Below are 20668 nucleotides of genomic sequence, written 5' to 3'. Positions count from 1 at the left end.
TTGCAGTAAAGCAGGATAAGGAAAATGAAGAATATTTTTGAAAATGGGATTTCACAAAACATTACTGATGTCTTAAAAAATCGCGATCGTCGGGTCGCAGTTCAGCAAGCACTTTTAACGAATGCGCCAACAAAAATAGTGCTCGCTGCTATATTAAATATTCCTGGACCGGTAAAAAATAATGCATTTATTAAGTGCTTTTTCGAAAATCAACTCAAACATTTTGAAAAACAAATGCTTATTAATCACCTCACATTTGTTAAAAAGGAAGAATGGTTGGATGCATTGACCGGACCGGAAAGATTTTACCTTGTTGATGGTGATTTTAAAAAGTTGAAGCAATGTGCAGTCTCATTTGAAGATTCAACGCCAAGTCGACGACTATTTGATCTTGATGTTTTAATCAATGATGCCGATAATATCCGTTCAATTTCGCGAACTGAATTAGGTGAAAATCCACGTAAATGTTTGATTTGCAATCTTCCCGCAAAGGAATGCGGTCGTTCACGCAGACATCAGGTAAGTGATCTCCAAATTAAGGTAAATCAACTAATTTTGAATGCAAATCATCAAGAACATTTGATGGAAATTTCAAATCAATTAGCTGACATTGGAGTTGAAGCCTTGATTAGTGAGGCAAGTGCTTGGCCGAAACCGGGCTTGGTTGATCCGATTGAACATGGGGCTCATCCTGATATGGATTATTTTCTGTTTGTTAAAAGTTCGATTTCAATGCGACCGTACTTAAAAGAGTGTGCACTTGCGGGGCTTAATTTTGATGATCATTTTCCTTTATCTGAATTGTTTAACGAAATTCGTGAATTTGGAAAAGTTGCTGAAAGAGAAATGTTGAAGGCAACTGCTGGGATCAATACTCATAAGGGTGCAATTTTTTCACTGGGAATCGTAACTGCTGCTGTTGGATTTAATCTTCAGCATCATCAATTAAACAATGAAAATTTACAGCATACAATTAAAGAAATGCTTGTCAATTTAATAAATGAAGATTTAAAAAACAAGAGAAATGATGGACAGTCTCAAACGGCAGGAATTCAGCAGTATCAGAAATACGGTCTTGGTGGAGTCCGTAGTGAAGCAGCTGCAGGTTATCCCGTAGTTTTTGATCATGGTCTCCCTGCATTTAATACTTATCAAGATTTAAACTTTAATGATCGCCTGGTAATGACATTAATGGTGATTGCACGCTATACAACTGATTCGACCTTAATAAAGCGGGCAAGTTCACCTGAGATCATTACATGGAAGAACCAGCAACTTGATGAGTTTTTTGCTGAGGGTGGAATATCTGAGAAAAAAGGACGAGAATTTATCCTTAAACTCCAAGCAACTTTTTCAGAAAACAAGTTAAGTCTAGGCGGCTGCGCTGATTTATTGATTATCACGGTCTTTATTGCGAAAGTTAAAGGACGGTTTCAAAAATGGAATTTACAACTGATGACGGAATTCAATTAAATTACCAATCATATGGAAATGGACAACCTCTTATCTTTATTCATGGGTTTGGCGGTTATCAAGAAATTTGGACAATGCAGATTCAATATTTTGTTGATCATGGATTCAATGTAATCACATATGATCAGCGAAATCACGGAGCATCTCAATTTGATCCAAATTTAACCAAGATCGATCGTTTAATTTATGATTTAAAGAACTTGATCGCTGGTTTGCATCTTCAAAATGTTGTATTAATTGGACATTCGATGGGAGCTTCAGTAGTCTATGGCCTCTTTGATAAAAATTTAGATGAAAACGTTTGTGCAGCAATTGCAGTTGATCAGTCTCCTAAAATGATTGGCAATGCTGCTTGGCCGTATGGATTTATGAATGCTACTCGGGCAAACTATCAGGAAAAACTTCAAGAGCTCTCACATGTTCGTGAAACATTAAATGGAGTAACGCAAAAATGTCGTGAACGAGTGAAGGTTGCTCAACACCAATTTCCATTTGACCGGTCCGCTTGCAATCAGCTTTTGCTTGATCATGCACGCCGTGATTGGCGAAAAGCTGTTACGTCAATGACAAAACCGTTAATGTTGATGACCGCAAATCAAAGCCCGTTCTTTAATGGGGCGTTTGCGGATGCAATGTGTAATGAAAATCAGATTTATCTTAGTCACGCAGCTGTGGATCAAACTGGTCATTGTATTATGGCCGAACAACCGGATAAATTTAATCGGTTTGTTGAAGATTTTATAAAAAGAATTTAGGAGGATTTTATAATGAAGCAAATTACAGTAATTGATTACTTGATCCAACGTCTTCATGAAATCGGAATTACAGATATTTTCGGTGTTCCTGGAGATTATAACTTATCATTCTTGGATGATGTTGAAGCCAGTCCGCTTGTTAACTGGATCGGTGATTGTAACGAATTGAACGCCGCATATGCCGCTGACGGTTACGCCCGCAAGCGTGGTGTAGGGGCAATGATCACTACATTTGATGTTGGTGAATTAAGTGCCTTGAACGGAATCGCCGGCAGTTATGCTGAACATATTCCAGTAATTGCAATCACTGGGGCACCAACAACAAAGGTTCAAGAAAATCACCGTTTAATGCACCACACAGATGCAACAGGAAACTTCAAACATTCATTAGAAGCATACAAAGAATTTACTGAAACACAAGTTGTTTTAGGATTCGAAAATGCAGGTTTTGAAATTGATCGGGCAATTCGGACTGCAATTATCAAGCGGCGTCCAGTATACATTTCATTACCATTAGATGTTGCTCACAGTTTGATCAACGAACCAGCTGAACCATTGAACTTAACGGTTGAAAATACCGGTCACAATCAACGCGTTGCTAAGCGTTTGAGCGACTTATTGAAGAAGGCTAAGAACCCAGTTATCTTGGCCGGTAACGAAATTACAATGTTCCGTGTTCAAGATAAGTTTGAAAAGTTTATTGACCAAACAGAAATTCCTGTGGCAACAATGTTATTAGGAAAATCTTCAATTAATGAAGAAAACCCACATTTCTTGGGAACATATTATCCAAAATATGGTGACAAGAAAGTTCGTGACTACATTGACAAGTCTGATTTGATCGTTGTCTTCGGTGGTAAGTTGATCGATGTTAATACTGGTAGTTTCACTCAATGCTTCACTCAAGATCAAACCGTTGTTTTAAATGGTGATCACAGTGATTTCTTTGGTGAAAATAGTCGCGGAGTAAACATTGATAACTTGTTAACAAACTTATTGAAGACCGACTACAAGTATGACTTTGAAAAGAGTGGTTTAGCAAACGTTGATCATTCAGTAATGTACCATGATAATGATGATGCTGAACTTAACCTTGATCAATACATGTATGCCTTTGCTAATAAATTTATTCGTGAAGACGATACAATTTACGTTGAAACCGGAACATCACAATATGGTTTGTCATTCATGAACCTTAAGAAAGGAATTGATTTTGAAGCACAACCTCTCTGGGGATCAATTGGTTACACATTGCCAGCCGTTTTAGGTAGTCAAATCGCTGATAAAGAAGGTCGTCATATTTTATCGATTGGTGAAGGTTCATCACAAATGACAATTCAAGAATTAAGTTTGATCCAACGTCATCACTTGAAGCCAATCATTTTCTTGATCGACAATGATGGTTACACAATTGAACGTGTTATCCACGGCGCACATGCTAAGTACAACGATGTTGCAAGATGGGATTATACAAAGATTCCAGCAGCATTGGGAATTTCAGAAGACACAATGGATATCAACGTTGCTGATAATAAGACAGACATGTTGAAAATCATGGATAAAGTTGCTGATGATCGGAGCAAGGCTCACCTTATCATTCTTAAAACAAAGGCAATGGATGCTCCTGAATTAGTTAAGAATATTGGGGACTCAATGAGCCAGATCGACAAATCACACTTTTACAACTATGATCCAGAATAGAAATAACAGACAATAACTTAATTAATTATATCGCTATCTGAGATGTGACATAACATCTCAAACGAGACTGTAACATGAAGTTGCAGTCTCTTTTTTAGTGAATTTTTATAAAAAGAAAGATTTAAGAATCGTCATAATATTGCTTTGCAGTCGCTTTTATTGATAAAATTGTAGATAAATGTATAATGATAGAAAATAATCATTGAAAGAAGAAAAGTGGGTAATTAGAAACATGAATGAACTTCAAAAAATGTGGAAGAAACACATTTATTTATCACGGGCTTCGGCAGCACTTATCTACGGGTTATTAGTGTCCGTCGCAATGAATTTTTTCTGGGATCCAGGACATATTTATTCATCTGGAATCACTGGAATGGCTCAGTTATTAGATACCTTATTTAAACATACCCCAGTTCCGATTTCGACAGGGACATGGATCTTCTTACTGAACTTACCATTGTTGGTATTGGCTTGGAAGCAAATTGGACACCGATTTACCGTGTTTACGGTCATCGCGGTTGTCTGCTCAAGTTTAATGATCAAATGGCTTCATCCAACCGTTTTGACGAAAGATCCATTGATCTGTGCGATTTTTGGTGCAATTTTGAATGGGTACGGAACCGGCTATGCGTTGAAGAGCGGAATTTCAACTGGTGGGTTGGATATCATCAGTTTGACGGTGCGGAAGCTAACTGGTAAATCAGTTGGAACGGTTAATATTATCTTTAATACGTTTATTGTTTTAGCTGCTGGATTGATTTACGGTTGGCCATATGCATTTTACTCAGCAATCGGATTGTTTATTAACGCGCAAGTGATGGATGCGGTATATACTCGTCAGCAAAAGATGCAGGTCATGATCGTTACAACGAAACCGAATAGTGTGGTTGATTGTATTCAAAGTCATTTACGCCGTGGAATTACGATCGTGCATGGCGCGGAAGGTGCATACCGTCATGATGCTAAGACGATCTTGTTCACGATTATTTCACGTTATGAAATTCCTGATTTGCAGGAAGCATTGAATGAATCGGATCCGAAGGCGTTTGTAAGTATTACGGAAAATGTCCATACAATTGGTCATTTCTATGAACCAGAACCATAGAGAGTGATGGAATTTTGAAAAAAGTAATTTATATTTGGCTCGTTAATTTGTTTTCGCGTTGGAAGCGAGCTAAAGATCCGCAAAACATTATATACTTGATGAGTTTTGCTGGAAATGAGCATTTAATTGAAGCTTATGCTGAATTGGCCAAAAAATATGATTGGAAATTTATTATAATGTACTTACCGCAGTGTAAGAATGCGGCAATGAGGCTTCAGAAAAAGGGAATCAAAGTTGTTGAATTTCAAGATGGTTTTGATTTTCTTCTTAATAAGCTTCAACTCGTAATGAACGCTCGATTATTATTGTGTGACAATTACTATGCATTCTTAAGCGGATGTCAATTTGATCATCAGAAAACCCATGTCGTGCAACTATGGCACGCGAACGGAGCAATTAAAACTTTTGGTTGGGAAGAGCTAACAACTGCCCAACGTTCAAAAAGCGATAAACGCAGATTTCAAAAAGTCTATGATCAATTTGATGAATATTTAGTCGGTTCACAAAAGATGGCAGAGATATTCACGAATAGTTATCATGTTTCTGAAACCCGAATGAATGTTATCGGATATCCACGGACTGATATCCTGTTTGATAAAAATTGGCAAATGCAAGTTTCTCAAAAAATTATGAATAAATATCCTGATTTATCAGGGAAAGAGATAATCTTGTATACACCAACTTACAGAGAAGATGATCATGGAAACCCAATGATGAATCTTCCTGAAGATTTTGAACAGATGATCCAATCATTGAACGGAAATCAACGATTGATTATTAAATTACATCCGCACTTAAAAGCATTTGAAAACCAACTTAGAAATCAATGGCAGTATCCAAATTTAGTTTGGATCGATGATTTTAGTACAAATGATTTGTTGCTTGTGGCTGATCGGTTGATTACGGATTATTCATCAGTGATTTTTGATTACACACTTTTACCGAATGCAAAGCAGACCATTTTTTATTGTTATGACTATGATGAATATGCCAAGCGAGTTGGAATTCAAGCGGACTTTAAAAAATGGGTTCCTGGTAAATTGGTAACAACGACAAAAGAATTGGTAAGTATATTGGAAGAACCACTTAAAAAGACTGATTTTACTGCATTTAATCGATTATGGAATACGGCTAATGATGGTCAAGCAACTAACCGTGTTCTTCAAAATGCGGTACAATATTTAAAAGACTAATAAAAGAAGGAGACGTCCAAAATGCGGAAACGGATTACAGTTCTGGGTTTTTTTAGTGAAGATATTGGATTGACATGTTTTTTTAAAACAAATTATCGTGCATTACTTGCAGATGGTTATGAATTTAATATTATTAATATCGCTAATTACCGCCCGGCACGTGAATTAAAACATTTTGGAAATTATTATGAAGTTCCGTTTTACTTCACTGATATTAAGGATAAACACTTTTTGAGAAAACGACGGACATTTAACCATCAATTACATCAGGTTTATCGCGAATGTCTGTTAAATAGTGATGTTATTCATCTATATTTAAATATGCTTTGTGATCCGATCCCGGTCGTCTATGCCCGGCGTTCCGGATTTGACCGGGTAATTGTCCACGCTTATTCAAATCTTGAAGGAACAATGAATTTAACAAGCCGGCAATTGCAAAAGGTTGGAAAACGAATGACCGAAGTTTATGGGACTGACTTCTTGGCTGTTACTCAAGGAGCGGCTGACTTCTTCTTTTCACCACGGATTCAACGCAGCTCACGGTTTAAGCTTTTACCAGATGGAATTGCGGTTCGGAAGCAACGGTATCACGAAGAACAAAACATTTACTACCGCAAACGGTATAACATTGAGGAAGATGACTTTGTTATTGGAAATATTGGGCGGTTCATTGACGTTAAAAATCAAGAATTTTTGGTTGACAGTTTTAATTTATTCCAGAAAATCAATCCGAACGCCAAGCTTGTTTTGATCGGAGATGGGCCAAAGTTAGAAGAAATTCGGCAGAAAGTCTACCAGCTTCATCTTGAAGGAAAAGTAATTTTTACTGGCTATCTTGAAAATTCAGAAGAAGTTCAAAATATTTTTGACGTGTTTGCTTACCCGGCTGAATCAGGCGGCTTATCTTTAGCATTATTGCATAGCCTTGCGAATGGAGCGACTGCGGTTGTTTCACAACAACAGCCAGCAGAGATTCAGACTTTAAGTGCAGTTACAGCACTATCACTTGATAACCCTCAAAGTTGGGCGGATAAATTCCATTCATTGAGTCTTGAAACGGTCAACCGCTTTGAACAAAGTTACAACACAATGAATGAATTAATTGAGAAGGGATACACGATCTCAACCTCTACAAAGGCTCTCCGACAACTCTACGGCAAACCTCAATTGGAGGATGATTATTAAATATGCGAGCAGCTGTTATTGGATATAATATTTTTGCAGTTGGTGGAACAACTCAAAGTAATTTGAATCTCTTGTCGATTCTTAATCAGCATATGGATTCAACCGTTTACTTTAATTACCTGCCATTTAGTCAAAAAGATATTCAACAATTACAAAGAAAAATTCCAGGGATTACAAAAACTGAATTTGCACGAATCAAAGACTTATTTGATCGCGAAAGTTCGATTGTTCAACCATACGATATTGTCTTTATTACGCGGGAAAATCTATTTCCATTAAGTAAAATTTTGCGTGCGTTTAATCCGCAGGCATTGATCATTGGAGAAATTCATACACCGTTAGCACTATTAGACAATTCGCTTCCAGGCTTGTCGGATTTATCATGTGTCCGGGTTGCAACGGATTCGATTCGAGAAAAATTTGCTGAAAAGTATAATTTTGATCGAATCTACGTTCAAACTGTCAGTCTTGCTCATTTAAAGTGGGGCGAAATTGATACATCGATGAGTAAAAATTTTGTTGTCAAGAGTCGCTTCTTTGAAAAACAAAAAGACATTATGTACAGTTTGCGGTTATTCAACGACCTTAAACAGCATGGAAAAACTGATTTTCACTTGTACATTCAAGGAACTGGTGCAGATGAATTTGATTATCGCAGTTACATTGATGGAAATCATTTACGATCAATGGTTTCAATTAATCATTCATTGCCGCAACATTATACATATCTTTCGACGTCAAAATGCGAAACTCTTGGATATTCGATTGCAGAAGCGGTCGCAAATGGCCACCAGGTTCTAGCATATTTAGGTGATGACGATGTGATCTATGAGAACTTTAAGGACGTTCCAATGGTTCATTGGCTTGAAAAACACAGCCTAGTGGATGATGCAGAAAAATTGATCGAGGCCAGTCAACACGCAGTGAGTGATTCTGAATTTATCGCTTCTCAAGAAGTATTAAAGATGATGTCAGCTGATTATTATTCAAAATTAGAACGGCGAACTGCAAAATTTAAGAACCTGGAATTTGAAACTGAACCATTAACTGATCAAGATTACATTGATGTTCAAATAAAAGTTGAAAATAAACTTGGCTCGTTGAATCCAGGAATAATCAAACGAATCTATTACCGGATTTTAAAAATGCCATTATTTAAACAATTATTTGGTTTGCGATTCTTCCAGCGATTAAAGCAAAAAATTAAGTAGGAAAGAAGATTTTTATGACGAATTACGTATTAACTTCGGACATTTATAAGGGATATAAACATGCCGGTCCGAAGGCAAAAGCCGATATTAACCAGTTCTTGGGCGATGTTGGTTATCAAATTCTTGATTTGGATTTGCCAATTAAAAGAATCCAAAAGTTAGGTTATCGAATTTTTAAGTTACCGCATTTGTTTAAAAATACAGATGCAGATAAGATTATCTTCCAATATCCGATGTATACGGTATTTTTAACCAAGACGATTATTAAAGAAGTCCGGCGCCAAACGAATGCAAAGCTGATTTTCGTAATTCATGATTACGAAGCAATTCGGAAGTATAAGGGTGACAAAAAATTCTTTAAAGATGAGGTTGCAATTTTCAACGCTGCCGATTGTTTGATTGTTCATAGTCAGGCAATGAAAGATAAGATGCGTCAAAATGGAGTGACTACGCCGATGGTCATCTTGGGTGCTTTTGACTACTATAATCCGCAAAAGTTAATGGAAAAGCATCAATATCAACATTCAATTTGCTTTGCCGGCAACCTTGAAAAATCTTCTTTCCTTACAAAATTAAAATTAAAAAATAGTCATGCGTACTTATTTGGAATGGATCCGGCACCTGAATATCCTGCGAATGTTTCATATGAAGGCTTATATCAGGCAGAAGAATTACCTAAATATTTAAAGGGGGATTTTGGCTTAGTATGGGATGGCACATCGCTTGATGGAAACGGCGGAATTTATGCCGATTATCAGCACTATAATGCACCGCATAAAACTTCATTATATTTGAGTTCAGGGATGCCAGTAATCGTATGGAAACAGGCGGCAATCAGTAAATTCATTCTTGATGAACAAGTAGGAATTGCGGTTGATCGCCTTGATAATTTAGATGAGATTTTACATCAAATTTCTGATGAAGAGTACCAAAAACTTCAATCAAATGCTCAAAAACTTGCCGAAAAATTGCGGAATGGAATGATGATCAAAAACGCAATTCGTCAGGCAGAAGAAATTATTGATCGAAACGGAGTGAAGACCAAATGAAACGAGTAATTACATACGGAACTTTTGACTTACTTCATTATGGTCATGTAAATTTATTACGGAGAGCCAAAGAATATGGCGATTACCTAATCGTTGGGTTATCAACGGATGAATTTAACTGGAAATCAAAACATAAAAAAGCTTATTTTGATTATGCAAAACGCAAACAGCTTTTAGAGGCGATCCGCTATGTTGATTTAGTAATTCCGGAAGAAAGCTGGGATCAAAAGAAAACCGACATGAAGAAGTATAAGATCGATACTTTTGTAATGGGTGACGATTGGAAAGGAAAGTTTGATTATCTGAAAGACGAAGGAGTCGACGTTGTTTATCTTCCGCGAACTCCAGAAATTAGTACTACACAGATCAAAACTGATTTAAATGAGAAAAGAGGAAAATAAAATGCTGATTGGATCACATGTTAGTATGAGCGGTAAGAAAATGTTGCTTGGTTCAGCTGAAGAAGCGTTAGGTTATGGAGAAAATACCTTCATGATCTATACGGGGGCACCGCAAAATACCCGGCGCAAACCGATTGATGAAATGAATATTCCTGCTGGGAAAGCTTTTATTGAAGATCATGGAATGTCACATATTGTGGTCCATGCGCCATATATCATCAATTTGGGGAATACAAAGAAACCAGATAAATTTGAGTTTGCAGTTGAATTTTTACGCAAGGAAATTGAACGGGCGGATGCTTTAGGTGCTGATCAAATGACCCTTCATCCGGGGGCTCACGTTGGTGCTGGAGCCGAGGCAGCCATCGCCAACATTGCCAAAGGGTTGAATGAAGTTTTGACTCCTGATCAACATGTTGAAATTGCGATTGAAACAATGGCTGGAAAAGGAACTGAAGTTGGTCGTACATTTGAAGAAATTGCTTCAATGATCGATCAAATTCAATTAAACGAAAAGGTTTCGGTAACCTTGGATACTTGCCATGCCAGTGATGCTGGATATGCTATCAAAGACGATTTTGAAGGAGTGTTGAATGAATTTGATCATGTGATTGGTCTTGACCGGTTAAAGGTAATTCATTTGAATGATTCAAAGAATCCGCAAGGCAGTCATAAAGACCGTCATGAAAATATTGGATTTGGCGAAATTGGATTTGAAGCCTTAAGTAAAATTGCACACTTTGAAGAATTAAAAGATATTCCCAAAATCCTTGAAACGCCATTTGTTGGTCCAGATAAAAATCATAAGTACGCCCCATATGGCTATGAAATTGCGATGATCAAAAAGAATGAATTTGATCCGGAAATGCAAGATAAAGTGTTAGAGAATAAAGGAAAATTAAAATAGAAAAATCGGCTTCCTGAACGGAGGCCGATTTTTTAAATGAACAATATTCCGATTATAAGTAAGACGTCAACAATAACTGACCAAATCAAGATTTTCTTGGGATAGAATTTCTTGTAAAACGTAATATAAAAATATGTCTTTCCGAAATTAAAGAATTTTCCCATCCAGAAATACAAAAAATATAAAATTTCGACAAGAATCAAAAATGCCAAAATAGTTGCGAGAATGTGATGCATAATAAATTCCTTCCGTAAAATAACTTAACTATTTTATCGTACCACAATTTAATCAAAATCACAGAATTTACTAGGTTAAACAGAGGGAGTATGGTATGATAACCGTAGTATGAAAGCTAGTTTTACGCTTGATGATTTGGAGGTTCATAAATGAAAATCGACATTGATAAATATATTGCTGAACAACCAGCATTAGAAGATATTAAACAACAAAAGCCAACGTTCTGGGTTAACCCATATAAAGTTTCAGAAGAACAAATTTGGGATAATGAAGAATTTGGTTTGGCAGATATTGAAGCTGCAGAAGCTGACTTGGAACGTTATGCTCCATTAATTGCTAAACTTTTCCCAGAAACGGCATCATCAAACGGAATTATCGAATCAAAACTTGAAAAGCTTGATAAGATGCAAGCTGAAATTGAAAAGAATCATGAATTTCACGGTCAATTATATATGAAGATGGACTCAGATTTACCCGTTGTTGGTTCAATCAAGGCCCGCGGTGGAATTTATGAAGTTTTGAAGCATGCAGAAGATATCGCACTTCAAGAAGGAATCATTGCTTCTAAAGAAGACGATTATACAAAACTTGTTACCCCTGAAGCTAAAGAAATCTTTAGTCAATACAAGGTTCAAGTTGGTTCAACAGGAAACTTAGGAATTTCAATTGGGGTAACAGCTGCAGCTCTTGGATTTAATGCCATTGTTCACATGAGTTATGATGCAAAGCAATGGAAGAAGGACTTATTGCGTGAAAAAGGTGCAAAGGTCGTTGAATATGATACTGACTTTAACATCGCTTTGAAGAAAGGCCGTGCAGAATCTGATGCAGATCCTAAGAGTTACTTTGTAGATGATGTAAAGTCACGCATCTTATTCCTTGGTTATGCAACTTCAGCTTTACGTGTAAAGAAGCAATTTGAAAAGCAAGGAATCAAAGTTGACAAGGATCATCCGGTATTTGTTTATAGTCCAGCAGGTGTTGGCGGTTCATCAGGCGGTACTTTATTTGGAATGAAGGCTGTTTTCGGTGAAGCAGCACGGGTCTTTCTTGTTCAACCAACACATTGTCCAAGTATCCCATTAGGAATGGTTACTGGCTTGAACAATGACGTTTCAGTTATGGATATTGGTCTTGATGGAAAAACGGAAGCTGACGGTTTAGCATGTCCAAGTCCATCAACATTCTCTGGCGATTACATGAAACCAATGCTTGATGGTGAATTTACAGTTCGCGATGGTGCGTTATTCGATTATTTACGTGAATTACACTCATCAGAAGGCTTTACAATTGAACCATCATCATGTGCTTCATTTGAAGGAGCAGTTAAGATCTTCGAAAACAAGTACGCTAAGCAATTCATGAAAGATAATGGCTTAGATAAGGTTCAAGATAATATTATTCATCTTACATGGGCAACTGGTGGCTCAATGGTTCCAGAAGAAATTAACCAACAAAACTTAGAAACTCATTTAGATGACTAAATCATCTTAAATTTGACTGATCTAGAAGTTTGTTCTTATACAAGCTTCTATTTTTTTGGCCAACTTTAAAAATTAAAAGCGTTCTCATTTTTAATTAATTATTTAAATCCGCGATATCGCTTTCATATAAGTGATTTACAAAAATACCAAAAAACTTTTCTCATAAACACGAATTTTTTTGAATATAATGTTGTAATCGCTTTTATTAGATGTTATGAATATAACTGTAAGGGAAATACTTAAAAATGGAGATGATTTTATGGGAAGTCCAATGCACATTACTTCGGAAATTGGGAAGCTTGAGTCCGTTATCTTAAAACGGCCTGGACACGAAGTAGAAAACATTACACCTGACACAATGGAAAGATTGCTTTTTGACGATATTCCATATTTACCAATCGCTCAAGAAGAACATGACTTCTTTGCTGATACCTTACGCCAAAATGGCATTGAAGTTTTGTATCTTGAAAAGTTGGCTGCTGAAGCAATCGAAGATCCAGAAGTTAAGGATAAATTCTTGGAACAAATGATCAGTGAATCAGGATACTTAAATGGTCCAATTCATGATGCATTAAAGGAATACTTATTATCATTCAATACTCAAGATATGGTTAATAAGATCATGGCTGGGGTTCGGAAGAATGAAGTTGATTTAACATATCAAAGTCTTCAGGAATTGGCTGAAGATGCTGATTATCCATTCTACATGGATCCAATGCCGAATTTGTACTTCACGCGTGACCCTGCTGCATCAATTGGGGACGGGTTATCAATTAACCGGATGACATTCAAGGCACGTCAACGTGAATCAATGTTTATGGAATACATCATCAAGTATCACCCACGGTTCGCTAATAAAGGCCTTCATGTATGGCGGAGCAGAAATCACACAAGCCATATCGAAGGTGGCGATGAACTGGTCTTAAGCGATCACGTATTTGCAATTGGGGTTTCACAACGGACAACGGCAAATGCCATTGAAGATATTGCAAAGCACTTATTCGAAGATCATAAATCAAACTTCGATACGGTAATTGCCATTAAGATTCCGCACAACCACGCAATGATGCACTTAGATACAGTATTAACGATGATTGACTACGATAAGTTCACGGTTCATCCAGCAATCCTTACAAAGGGTGGCAAAGTTGATACTTATACTTTGCATCCAGGTAAAGAAGATGGCGAACTTGAAATCAAGTACAACGATGATTTGAAGGAAGTCTTAAAGGAAGCTTTGGGATTAGATGACTTAGACTTAATTCCAACTGGAAACGGCGATCCAATCATTGCTGCACGGGAACAATGGAATGACGGATCAAACACATTAGCAATTGCACCTGGTGAAGTTGTTACTTATGACCGGAACTACGTATCAAATGACTTGTTACGGAAACACGGTATTTTGGTTCACGAAGTTCGTTCAAGTGAATTAGCTCGCGGTCGTGGCGGCCCACGGTGCATGTCAATGCCAATCGTTCGTCAAGATTTAAAAAAATAAAAATATAAGATAAAGGGGAATTTGAATTATGAGTAATTTTAAAAACGTTTTTCAAGGTCGGAGTTTCTTAGCATGTAAAGATTTCACACCAGATCAAATCAATTACTTAATTGATTTTGCTTTACATTTGAAAGAATTAAAGAAGAATCATATTCCTCACCGTTACCTTGAAGGTAAGAACATCGCATTATTATTTGAAAAGACATCAACCCGGACACGTTCATCATTCGTTGTTGCTTCGCATGATTTAGGCGCAAATGCAGAATTCATGGGCAAGGATGATTTACAACTCGGAAAGAAAGAATCAATCGAAGATACAGGAAAAGTTCTTGGAAGCATGTTTGACGGAATTGAATACCGTGGATTTGCTCAAAAAGACGTTGAAGAATTAGCTAAATATTCAGGTGTTCCTGTATGGAATGGATTAACTGATGAATGGCACCCAACTCAAATGATCGCTGACTTCATGACAATTAAGGAAAAATTCGGTCATTTGAAAGGCTTAACATTAACATTTGTTGGTGATGGCCGCAACAACATGGCTAACAGCTTATTGGTTACAGGTTCAATGCTTGGCGTGAACGTGCGCATCTTAGCACCAAAAGAATTGCATCCTGCAAAGGAAATTGTTGAAATGGCTGAAAAATTTGCCAAGGAATCAGGTGCAAAACCAGTTGTTACTGATGATATCGATGAAGGTGTAAAGAACACAAACGTAATTTACACAGATGTTTGGGTATCAATGGGTGAAAGCAACTGGGAAGAACGGGTTAAACTCTTGAAACCTTACCAAGTTAACATGGAAATGTTCAAGAAGAGCGGCACCCCAGATGATCAAATCATCTTCTTGCACTGCTTACCAGCATTCCACGACACAAACACAGAATATGGTAAAGAAATCAATGAAAAGTACGGTTTGACATGCATGGAAGTTACAGACGATGTCTTCCGTTCAAAATATGCATGGCAATTCACTGAAGCTGAAAACCGGATGCACTCAATTAAAGCAATTATGGCTGCTACATTGGGAAACTTGTACATCCCATCAGTTAAGATTGATGACTAATCAAAAAATTTAATGTGAGGATATTTTATTTAGTAAGGGGTCGATTACAATGGGCAAAAGAATTGTAGTTGCTCTTGGGGGAAATGCCATCGTTACCAAGACAGGAACAGCCGATTCACAAATTCAGTCAATCAAGGGGACGATGAAGACACTTGCTCAATTTATTGCAGCGGGTGATGAATTGGTAATTACTCATGGTAACGGTCCTCAAGTTGGAAATTTGCTGCTGCAAGAAATCAATGGAAGTACGGAAAAGAATCCCGCAATGCCACTTGATACGTTAGTTGCAATGACCCAGGGAAGTATTGGTTATTGGATGCAAAAAAGTTTAGACGAAGTTGTTCAAGATCAAAAGTTGAACAAATCAATCGCAACGGTAGTTACACAGGTTGAAGTCAATGGGGATGATCAAGCTTTTGAAAATCCAAGTAAACCAATTGGACCATTTTATTCAAAAGAAGAGGCCGATGAACAAATGGCACTCCATCCAGATTATGTTTTCAAAGAAGACGCTGGACGCGGATACCGCCGGGTTGTTCCATCACCGAAACCGTTAAAGATCGTTGAAGCGCCAGTAATTGAAAACCTATTGGCAAATGGAATTGTTCCAGTTGCTGCTGGCGGCGGCGGTGTTCCGGTTGTCCGAAATGAAAATGGTGACCTTCATGGGGTCGAAGCAGTAATTGATAAAGACTTCAGTGCTGCTAAATTAGCTGAAAATGTAAATGCAGATGAATTAATAATTTTGACAGCCGTTGATAATGTATTTGTAAATTACAATCAACCAGATCAAAAAGCACTAACCAATGTTACCGTTGACGAATTAAAGCAATACATTGATGAAGGACAATTTGCAGCAGGAAGTATGCTTCCAAAAGTTCGCGCAGTGATTGATTTTGTAGAAAATACAGGTAAAAAGGCAGTAATTACTTCGCTGAAAAATGTAGATAAATTGATTGCTGGCGGAACAGGAACGGTTATTACCAAATAATAAATAAAATCGTCAGCTTATCAGCTGGCGATTTATTTTTAGGAGATGAGGATATTATGGATAATGAAAAAAAGAACGGGATTAATGCATTTGGACTTGCAGCTTTGATTGTTAGTTCAGCAATTGGGACAGGAATCTTTGGATTGCCATCTCAATTGGCACAGGTTGCAGCTCCTGGACCAGCATTATTAGCCTGGTTAGTTTGTGGAATTGGTGTTTTAGCACTGGTATTATCATTAAATAACCTTGCTAAAAAACGACCGGATATTGATTCGGGGTTATTCGGATATGCAAAGGCGGCATGTGGTCCATTAGGAGAATTCATGAGTGGCTGGACATACTGGATCTCTGCTTGGATCGGGAATTTGGCATTTGCAACTTTCTTAATGTCAGCCATCGGAAACTTTATTGGAATCTTTAAGGGCGGTCAAAATATTGCTTCGATCATTGCCGCAATCGTCTTTTTATGGGTTTTGACCTTCTTTGTTAATAATGGGGTTGAAAGTGCCAACTTTGTAAATACGATTGTAACGATCTGCAAAGTTATTCCATTATTTGTATTTATCGTATTAGTTGCAATGAGCTTTAAACTTGGAGTCTTTACCGCTCACTTTTGGACTAATTTTGCTTCAAATGTGAAAGCAACCGGGGTTAATGGTTCTGTATATGGTCAAATCAAAAACAGTATGATGTCGATCATGTGGGTCTTCATCGGAATTGAAGGCGCATCAGTTCTTTCAAGCCGGGCAAAATCACAAAAGGCTGCAAGCCAAGCAACGATTATTGGATTTATTTCATTAGTTGTAATTTACGTCTTCTCAACGATTCTTCCATACGGGGTCATGAGTCAGGCAGCAATTGCGAAAGCAGCTCAACCCGCAATGGGAAGCATCTTGGAAGTCGCTGTTGGAAAATGGGCAGCAATTATTATTAACTTAGGAGTTATTATTTCAACCATTGGTTCATGGTTATCATGGACAATGCTTCCAGCAGAAACAACCCGGTTAATGGCAAAAGACAAAACTTTACCTGCTTCATGGGGTAAATTGAACAAGAAGAAAGCCCCGCAATTCTCACTGATAATTACGGCTGTTTTACAAACCTTGTTCTTATTCTCAATGCTATTTACGACATCAGCATACAACTTTGCTTCAACGCTTGCAGCAGCAGCAATCTTAGTTTCGTATATGTTGGTTGGAGTTTATCAAATTAAATACTCATTCCAACACAAAGAATGGTGGCAATTCTTTGTGGGGTTGATCTGCGCAGGATTCGAAATTATGGCGGCTGTATTATCTGGATGGCAAGACTTGTTACTTCTGACAATTTCATTCTTACCGGGCTTTGTATTGTATTACATGGCTTCAAAGGAAGACAAGCATCAAATTACAATGCGTGAAAAGATCGTAATGGCAGTTGTTTGTGCTTTGGCAGTACTTGCAATTATTTTCTTGTTTACGGGAAAGATTTCGATTAATGGATAATGTAAAATAATTTATGTGTAGGATTACTTCTTGGTTTTTTAAGGAGATGATCTTATGGAAAAAGGAGAAATAAAAAATAAAGTTGGACTTGGCGGATTAACAGCATTGGTTGTTGGTGGAACGATTGGATCAGGAATTTTTGCGTTACCGGCAACAATGACGGAAGGTGCCAATCCAGCAGGAATTCTTTTAGGATGGGCAATTGTAGCACTCGGAATGCTTGCACTTGCTTCAGTTTATCGAAATTTGACTCTTCAACAACCTGAAATTGATGATGGAATTTATGGTTGGAGTAAAAAGATGTTTGGCAATGTAGGAGGATTTATTGCCGCTTACGGCCATGGAGCTGGAGATGCAATTGGAAATGCAAGCTATTTGACGGTTCTATTTTCGGCATTTGGAAGTTTTGCAATTTTTAAATATTTTGGAAATGGAACTACATGGCCAGCCGTAATTATTGCTTCGATTTTACTATGGGTAATTGTATTTTTAGTACTTAAGGGTGTTCATACTGAGACGTGGTTAAATAATTTAACGACAATTGCGAAGGTTATCCCAATTACAGCTTTTTTGATTTTAGCAATTTTTAATTTCAATCCGCATATTTTTATGGCACATTTTGCAAGCCAAAATGTTTTTAATATAACGACTCATCAGTGGAGTCATGTATCTATTTTCGATCAAAGTAAAAATGTTTTGTTAGCTGCAATGTGGACTTTAATTGGGATTGAATCTGGAACTATTTTTGCAACGCGGGCAAAGAAGTTATCCGATGTTGCAAAAGCCACAACAATCGGAGCATTAATTGTCATTACATTGCTAGTTGGAACCAGTATTTTATCATTAGGTTTACTATCTCCAAAAACAATTTCAGGATTACATGCACCCTCAATGGCTGGATTAATGGAGCATATGGTTGGGCCATGGGGATCATGGTTGATCAATATTTGTTTAATTATTTCAGTACTTGGTGCATTAATTGCATGGGTAAATTTAAGTGCAGAAGAGGTTCGTTTAGCCGGACGTGGCGGTTCAAGCTCAAAGTGGTTAAATGGATTAAACAAAAACGAGGCACCAATCAATTCATTATTTGTGACAGCAGGAATTACTCAGGTTTTGATGATTGTAGCAGGAGCATATTCTGCAGGGTATGAGGTATTATTGAAATTCTCAACATCTCTTTCAATTGTTCCATATTTAATGGTTTCACTTTATGCACTAAAGAGCGTTGTAACTGGAATTGGGTTTGAAAATCAACCTAAAAAGGTAAGAATTACATCTGGAATTTGGGCTGTAATTGCAGTTTGTTTCACTGCTTTTATGGTATACGGAGCAGGATTAAAGTATCTTTTGTTAGCAGCGATTGTTTGGATAACTGGATTTCCATTTTATTATAAAGGCAAAAAAGAACGCTCTGAAAAATGGGGGAAAATTGAATCAATTGCATGGATTGTGATTATGATCATGGCAATTATTGGAATTTATTCATTAATTACGGGAACAATAACGTTTGATTAGAGTAAAAAATAGACCACAAATTTTGTGGCCTATTTTTTCTATTCAATTGAAAAATCATTGCGTTTCATTTTGCTTTTAACGATTGCCCATGCGATCAGTTCAATGATCAACGTAATCAATTCAATGACCGTCAAGCTTAACCATACACCTTGAATTCCAGCAAGTTTTGCTGACAAGACAACGATAATTAACGGGAAAATGTATCCCCGAAGAATGACCATTGCGATCGAGATGTGTGAATTATTGATGGCTGAAAAGAAAATGTTAAAGACAACGTTTAAACTTGAAAATAGCAAACTGATTAGTAGTAATTTCATTCCTGAGTTGGCAAGGCTGATGACCTTGAAATTGGATGCGGCATTGAAGAAATCAATAATCAGGTGGCTGTTGAAACATACAAATGTTAAGCAAACAATCCCAAGCAGTTCAGCAATTACCAGTCCAAAGTGCAGTCCGTGTTTTATCGTCTTGAAATTCCGGTGTGCATATTCTTGGCTGACGATTGGTTGGATTCCCTGAGCAACTCCCGTAAATAAAGCTAGTGCAACCAAAAGGACGTTGGCTGCGATACCATAAGCCGCAACGGCATTATTGCCACTGACTTTGAGAAATACCCAGTTATAAATAAAGATTCCAACTCCAGTACTCATTTCTGTTAAAAATGATGGCAACCCAATTGAAAATGTTTGGCGAAGATCACTTAAAATGAATGGATGACTTACGAGTTTCAAGTGATTTTCCTTTTTTCTAAAATGGGTCAGGATGATTAGGATACTGATGATCGGAGAAAAGCTGGTTGCCAGCCCTGCACCGATCATCCCCATATTAAGGCGTAAAATAAAAAGCCAGTCAAGAAAGATATTGGCAAGACTTGAAATCGTCATCGCAAACATCGCGGTTTTTGTTCCATGATCATTTCGAATAAATCCGAGTAAAAGATTATTAAAGATAAATCCAGGACCAAACAGAAGAACGGTTTGAACGTACTGGAAGGTCATTTTAAAAGTGGTCGAGTCAGCTCCAAGTAGATGTGAAATTTGCGCAGCCCATAAAATTCCAAGCAAAGTAAAGATAAGTCCAATGATCAGTCCCACGATAACCGTTTGCGTGTATGTTTTCGCTGAACGTTTGCGGTCCTGAATTTGATAGATCGTAAACAACGTTCCGCCACCCATTCCGAGAAGAAAACCAAGCCCATCCATCACATTAAACAGCGGCATTGAAAGATTCATTACGGCAACGCCTAAAACGCCCATTTTCTGAGCAACAAAAAAGCTATCGGCAAGCACGTAGATGGAAGCGCCAACGGTACTTAAAATACTGCGAAAAACATATTGCGATAACTGATGGTTAAGGGATGCGTTAGAAGTCTCTGACATTGAACTGATCCTTTCTAAATGATTCTTA

At 37.3% G+C, this 20668-nt stretch carries 17 protein-coding genes; 16 read left to right on the top strand and 1 reads right to left on the bottom strand.

What is annotated here, in order from left to right; translation table 11 throughout:
- Nucleotides 1–24: 24 nt before the first annotated feature.
- From citG to A3O17_RS06560, 16 genes are all read left to right on the top strand, one after another.
- A complete protein-coding gene (citG, locus tag A3O17_RS06640; RefSeq protein ID WP_064213283.1) occupies nucleotides 25–1473 on the top strand; it encodes a triphosphoribosyl-dephospho-CoA synthase CitG in 1449 nt (482 codons plus the stop codon).
- Nucleotides 1440–2228, top strand: a complete 789-nt coding sequence (locus tag A3O17_RS06635; protein WP_064213284.1) for an alpha/beta fold hydrolase — start codon at nucleotides 1440–1442, stop codon at nucleotides 2226–2228. The genes citG and A3O17_RS06635 overlap by 34 nt, the downstream gene beginning before the upstream one ends.
- 12 nt (nucleotides 2229–2240) lie before the next feature.
- Nucleotides 2241–3929: an alpha-keto acid decarboxylase family protein gene (locus A3O17_RS06630; protein WP_064213285.1), complete on the top strand. Its 1689-nt coding sequence runs from the start codon at nucleotides 2241–2243 to the stop codon at nucleotides 3927–3929.
- 232 nt (nucleotides 3930–4161) lie between these two features.
- On the top strand, nucleotides 4162–5034 hold the full coding sequence (locus A3O17_RS06625) for a YitT family protein (RefSeq protein WP_064213286.1): 873 nt from the start codon (nucleotides 4162–4164) through the stop codon (nucleotides 5032–5034).
- A 14-nt stretch (nucleotides 5035–5048) separates the two neighbouring features.
- Complete coding sequence (locus tag A3O17_RS06620) at nucleotides 5049–6227, top strand: CDP-glycerol glycerophosphotransferase family protein (RefSeq protein WP_064213287.1); 1179 nt, start codon at nucleotides 5049–5051, stop codon at nucleotides 6225–6227.
- 21 nt (nucleotides 6228–6248) lie between these two features.
- On the top strand, nucleotides 6249–7412 hold the full coding sequence (locus A3O17_RS06615) for a glycosyltransferase (protein WP_064213288.1): 1164 nt from the start codon (nucleotides 6249–6251) through the stop codon (nucleotides 7410–7412).
- A gap of 2 nt (nucleotides 7413–7414) precedes the next feature.
- Nucleotides 7415–8623 carry a glycosyltransferase family protein gene (locus A3O17_RS06610; protein ID WP_064213289.1) on the top strand — a complete coding sequence of 403 codons (1209 nt, stop codon included), beginning with the start codon at nucleotides 7415–7417 and terminating at the stop codon, nucleotides 8621–8623.
- Between the two features lie 14 nt (nucleotides 8624–8637).
- Nucleotides 8638–9672, top strand: a complete 1035-nt coding sequence (locus A3O17_RS06605; RefSeq protein ID WP_064213290.1) for a sugar transferase — start codon at nucleotides 8638–8640, stop codon at nucleotides 9670–9672.
- Nucleotides 9669–10073 (top strand): glycerol-3-phosphate cytidylyltransferase, encoded by a 405-nt coding sequence (gene tagD, locus A3O17_RS06600; protein ID WP_064213291.1) that lies wholly within the window; start codon nucleotides 9669–9671, stop codon nucleotides 10071–10073. Before A3O17_RS06605 ends, tagD begins: the two co-directional genes overlap by 4 nt.
- A gap of 1 nt (nucleotide 10074) precedes the next feature.
- Nucleotides 10075–10980 (top strand): deoxyribonuclease IV, encoded by a 906-nt coding sequence (locus A3O17_RS06595; protein ID WP_064213292.1) that lies wholly within the window; start codon nucleotides 10075–10077, stop codon nucleotides 10978–10980.
- Nucleotides 10981–11366: 386 nt separating this feature from the next.
- Nucleotides 11367–12701, top strand: coding sequence for a D-serine ammonia-lyase (locus tag A3O17_RS06585; protein WP_064213294.1), 1335 nt, complete (start codon nucleotides 11367–11369; stop codon nucleotides 12699–12701).
- Between the two features lie 259 nt (nucleotides 12702–12960).
- Nucleotides 12961–14202, top strand: coding sequence for an arginine deiminase (gene arcA / locus A3O17_RS06580; protein ID WP_064213295.1), 1242 nt, complete (start codon nucleotides 12961–12963; stop codon nucleotides 14200–14202).
- 28 nt (nucleotides 14203–14230) lie between these two features.
- Nucleotides 14231–15268: an ornithine carbamoyltransferase gene (argF, locus tag A3O17_RS06575; RefSeq protein ID WP_064213296.1), complete on the top strand. Its 1038-nt coding sequence runs from the start codon at nucleotides 14231–14233 to the stop codon at nucleotides 15266–15268.
- 49 nt (nucleotides 15269–15317) lie between these two features.
- Complete coding sequence (arcC, locus tag A3O17_RS06570; protein WP_064213297.1) at nucleotides 15318–16259, top strand: carbamate kinase; 942 nt, start codon at nucleotides 15318–15320, stop codon at nucleotides 16257–16259.
- Between the two features lie 56 nt (nucleotides 16260–16315).
- A complete protein-coding gene (locus tag A3O17_RS06565) occupies nucleotides 16316–17743 on the top strand; it encodes a basic amino acid/polyamine antiporter (RefSeq protein WP_064213298.1) in 1428 nt (475 codons plus the stop codon).
- A 54-nt stretch (nucleotides 17744–17797) separates the two neighbouring features.
- Nucleotides 17798–19261, top strand: a complete 1464-nt coding sequence (locus A3O17_RS06560; protein WP_064213299.1) for an amino acid permease — start codon at nucleotides 17798–17800, stop codon at nucleotides 19259–19261.
- Between the two features lie 38 nt (nucleotides 19262–19299).
- Here A3O17_RS06560 and A3O17_RS06555 read toward each other — a convergent pair whose 3' ends face one another.
- Nucleotides 19300–20640: an MATE family efflux transporter gene (locus tag A3O17_RS06555; protein ID WP_064213300.1), complete on the bottom strand. Its 1341-nt coding sequence runs from the start codon at nucleotides 20638–20640 to the stop codon at nucleotides 19300–19302.
- Between the last annotated feature and the right edge of the window lie 28 nt (nucleotides 20641–20668).

Origin of the sequence: Ligilactobacillus aviarius, from assembly GCF_001654615.1 — a bacterium.
GTDB classification, from domain to species: Bacteria; Bacillota; Bacilli; order Lactobacillales; family Lactobacillaceae; genus Ligilactobacillus; species Ligilactobacillus aviarius_B.
The sequence above is the reverse complement of the archived record's forward strand: the minus strand, read 5'-3'. Positions and strand labels throughout refer to the sequence as shown.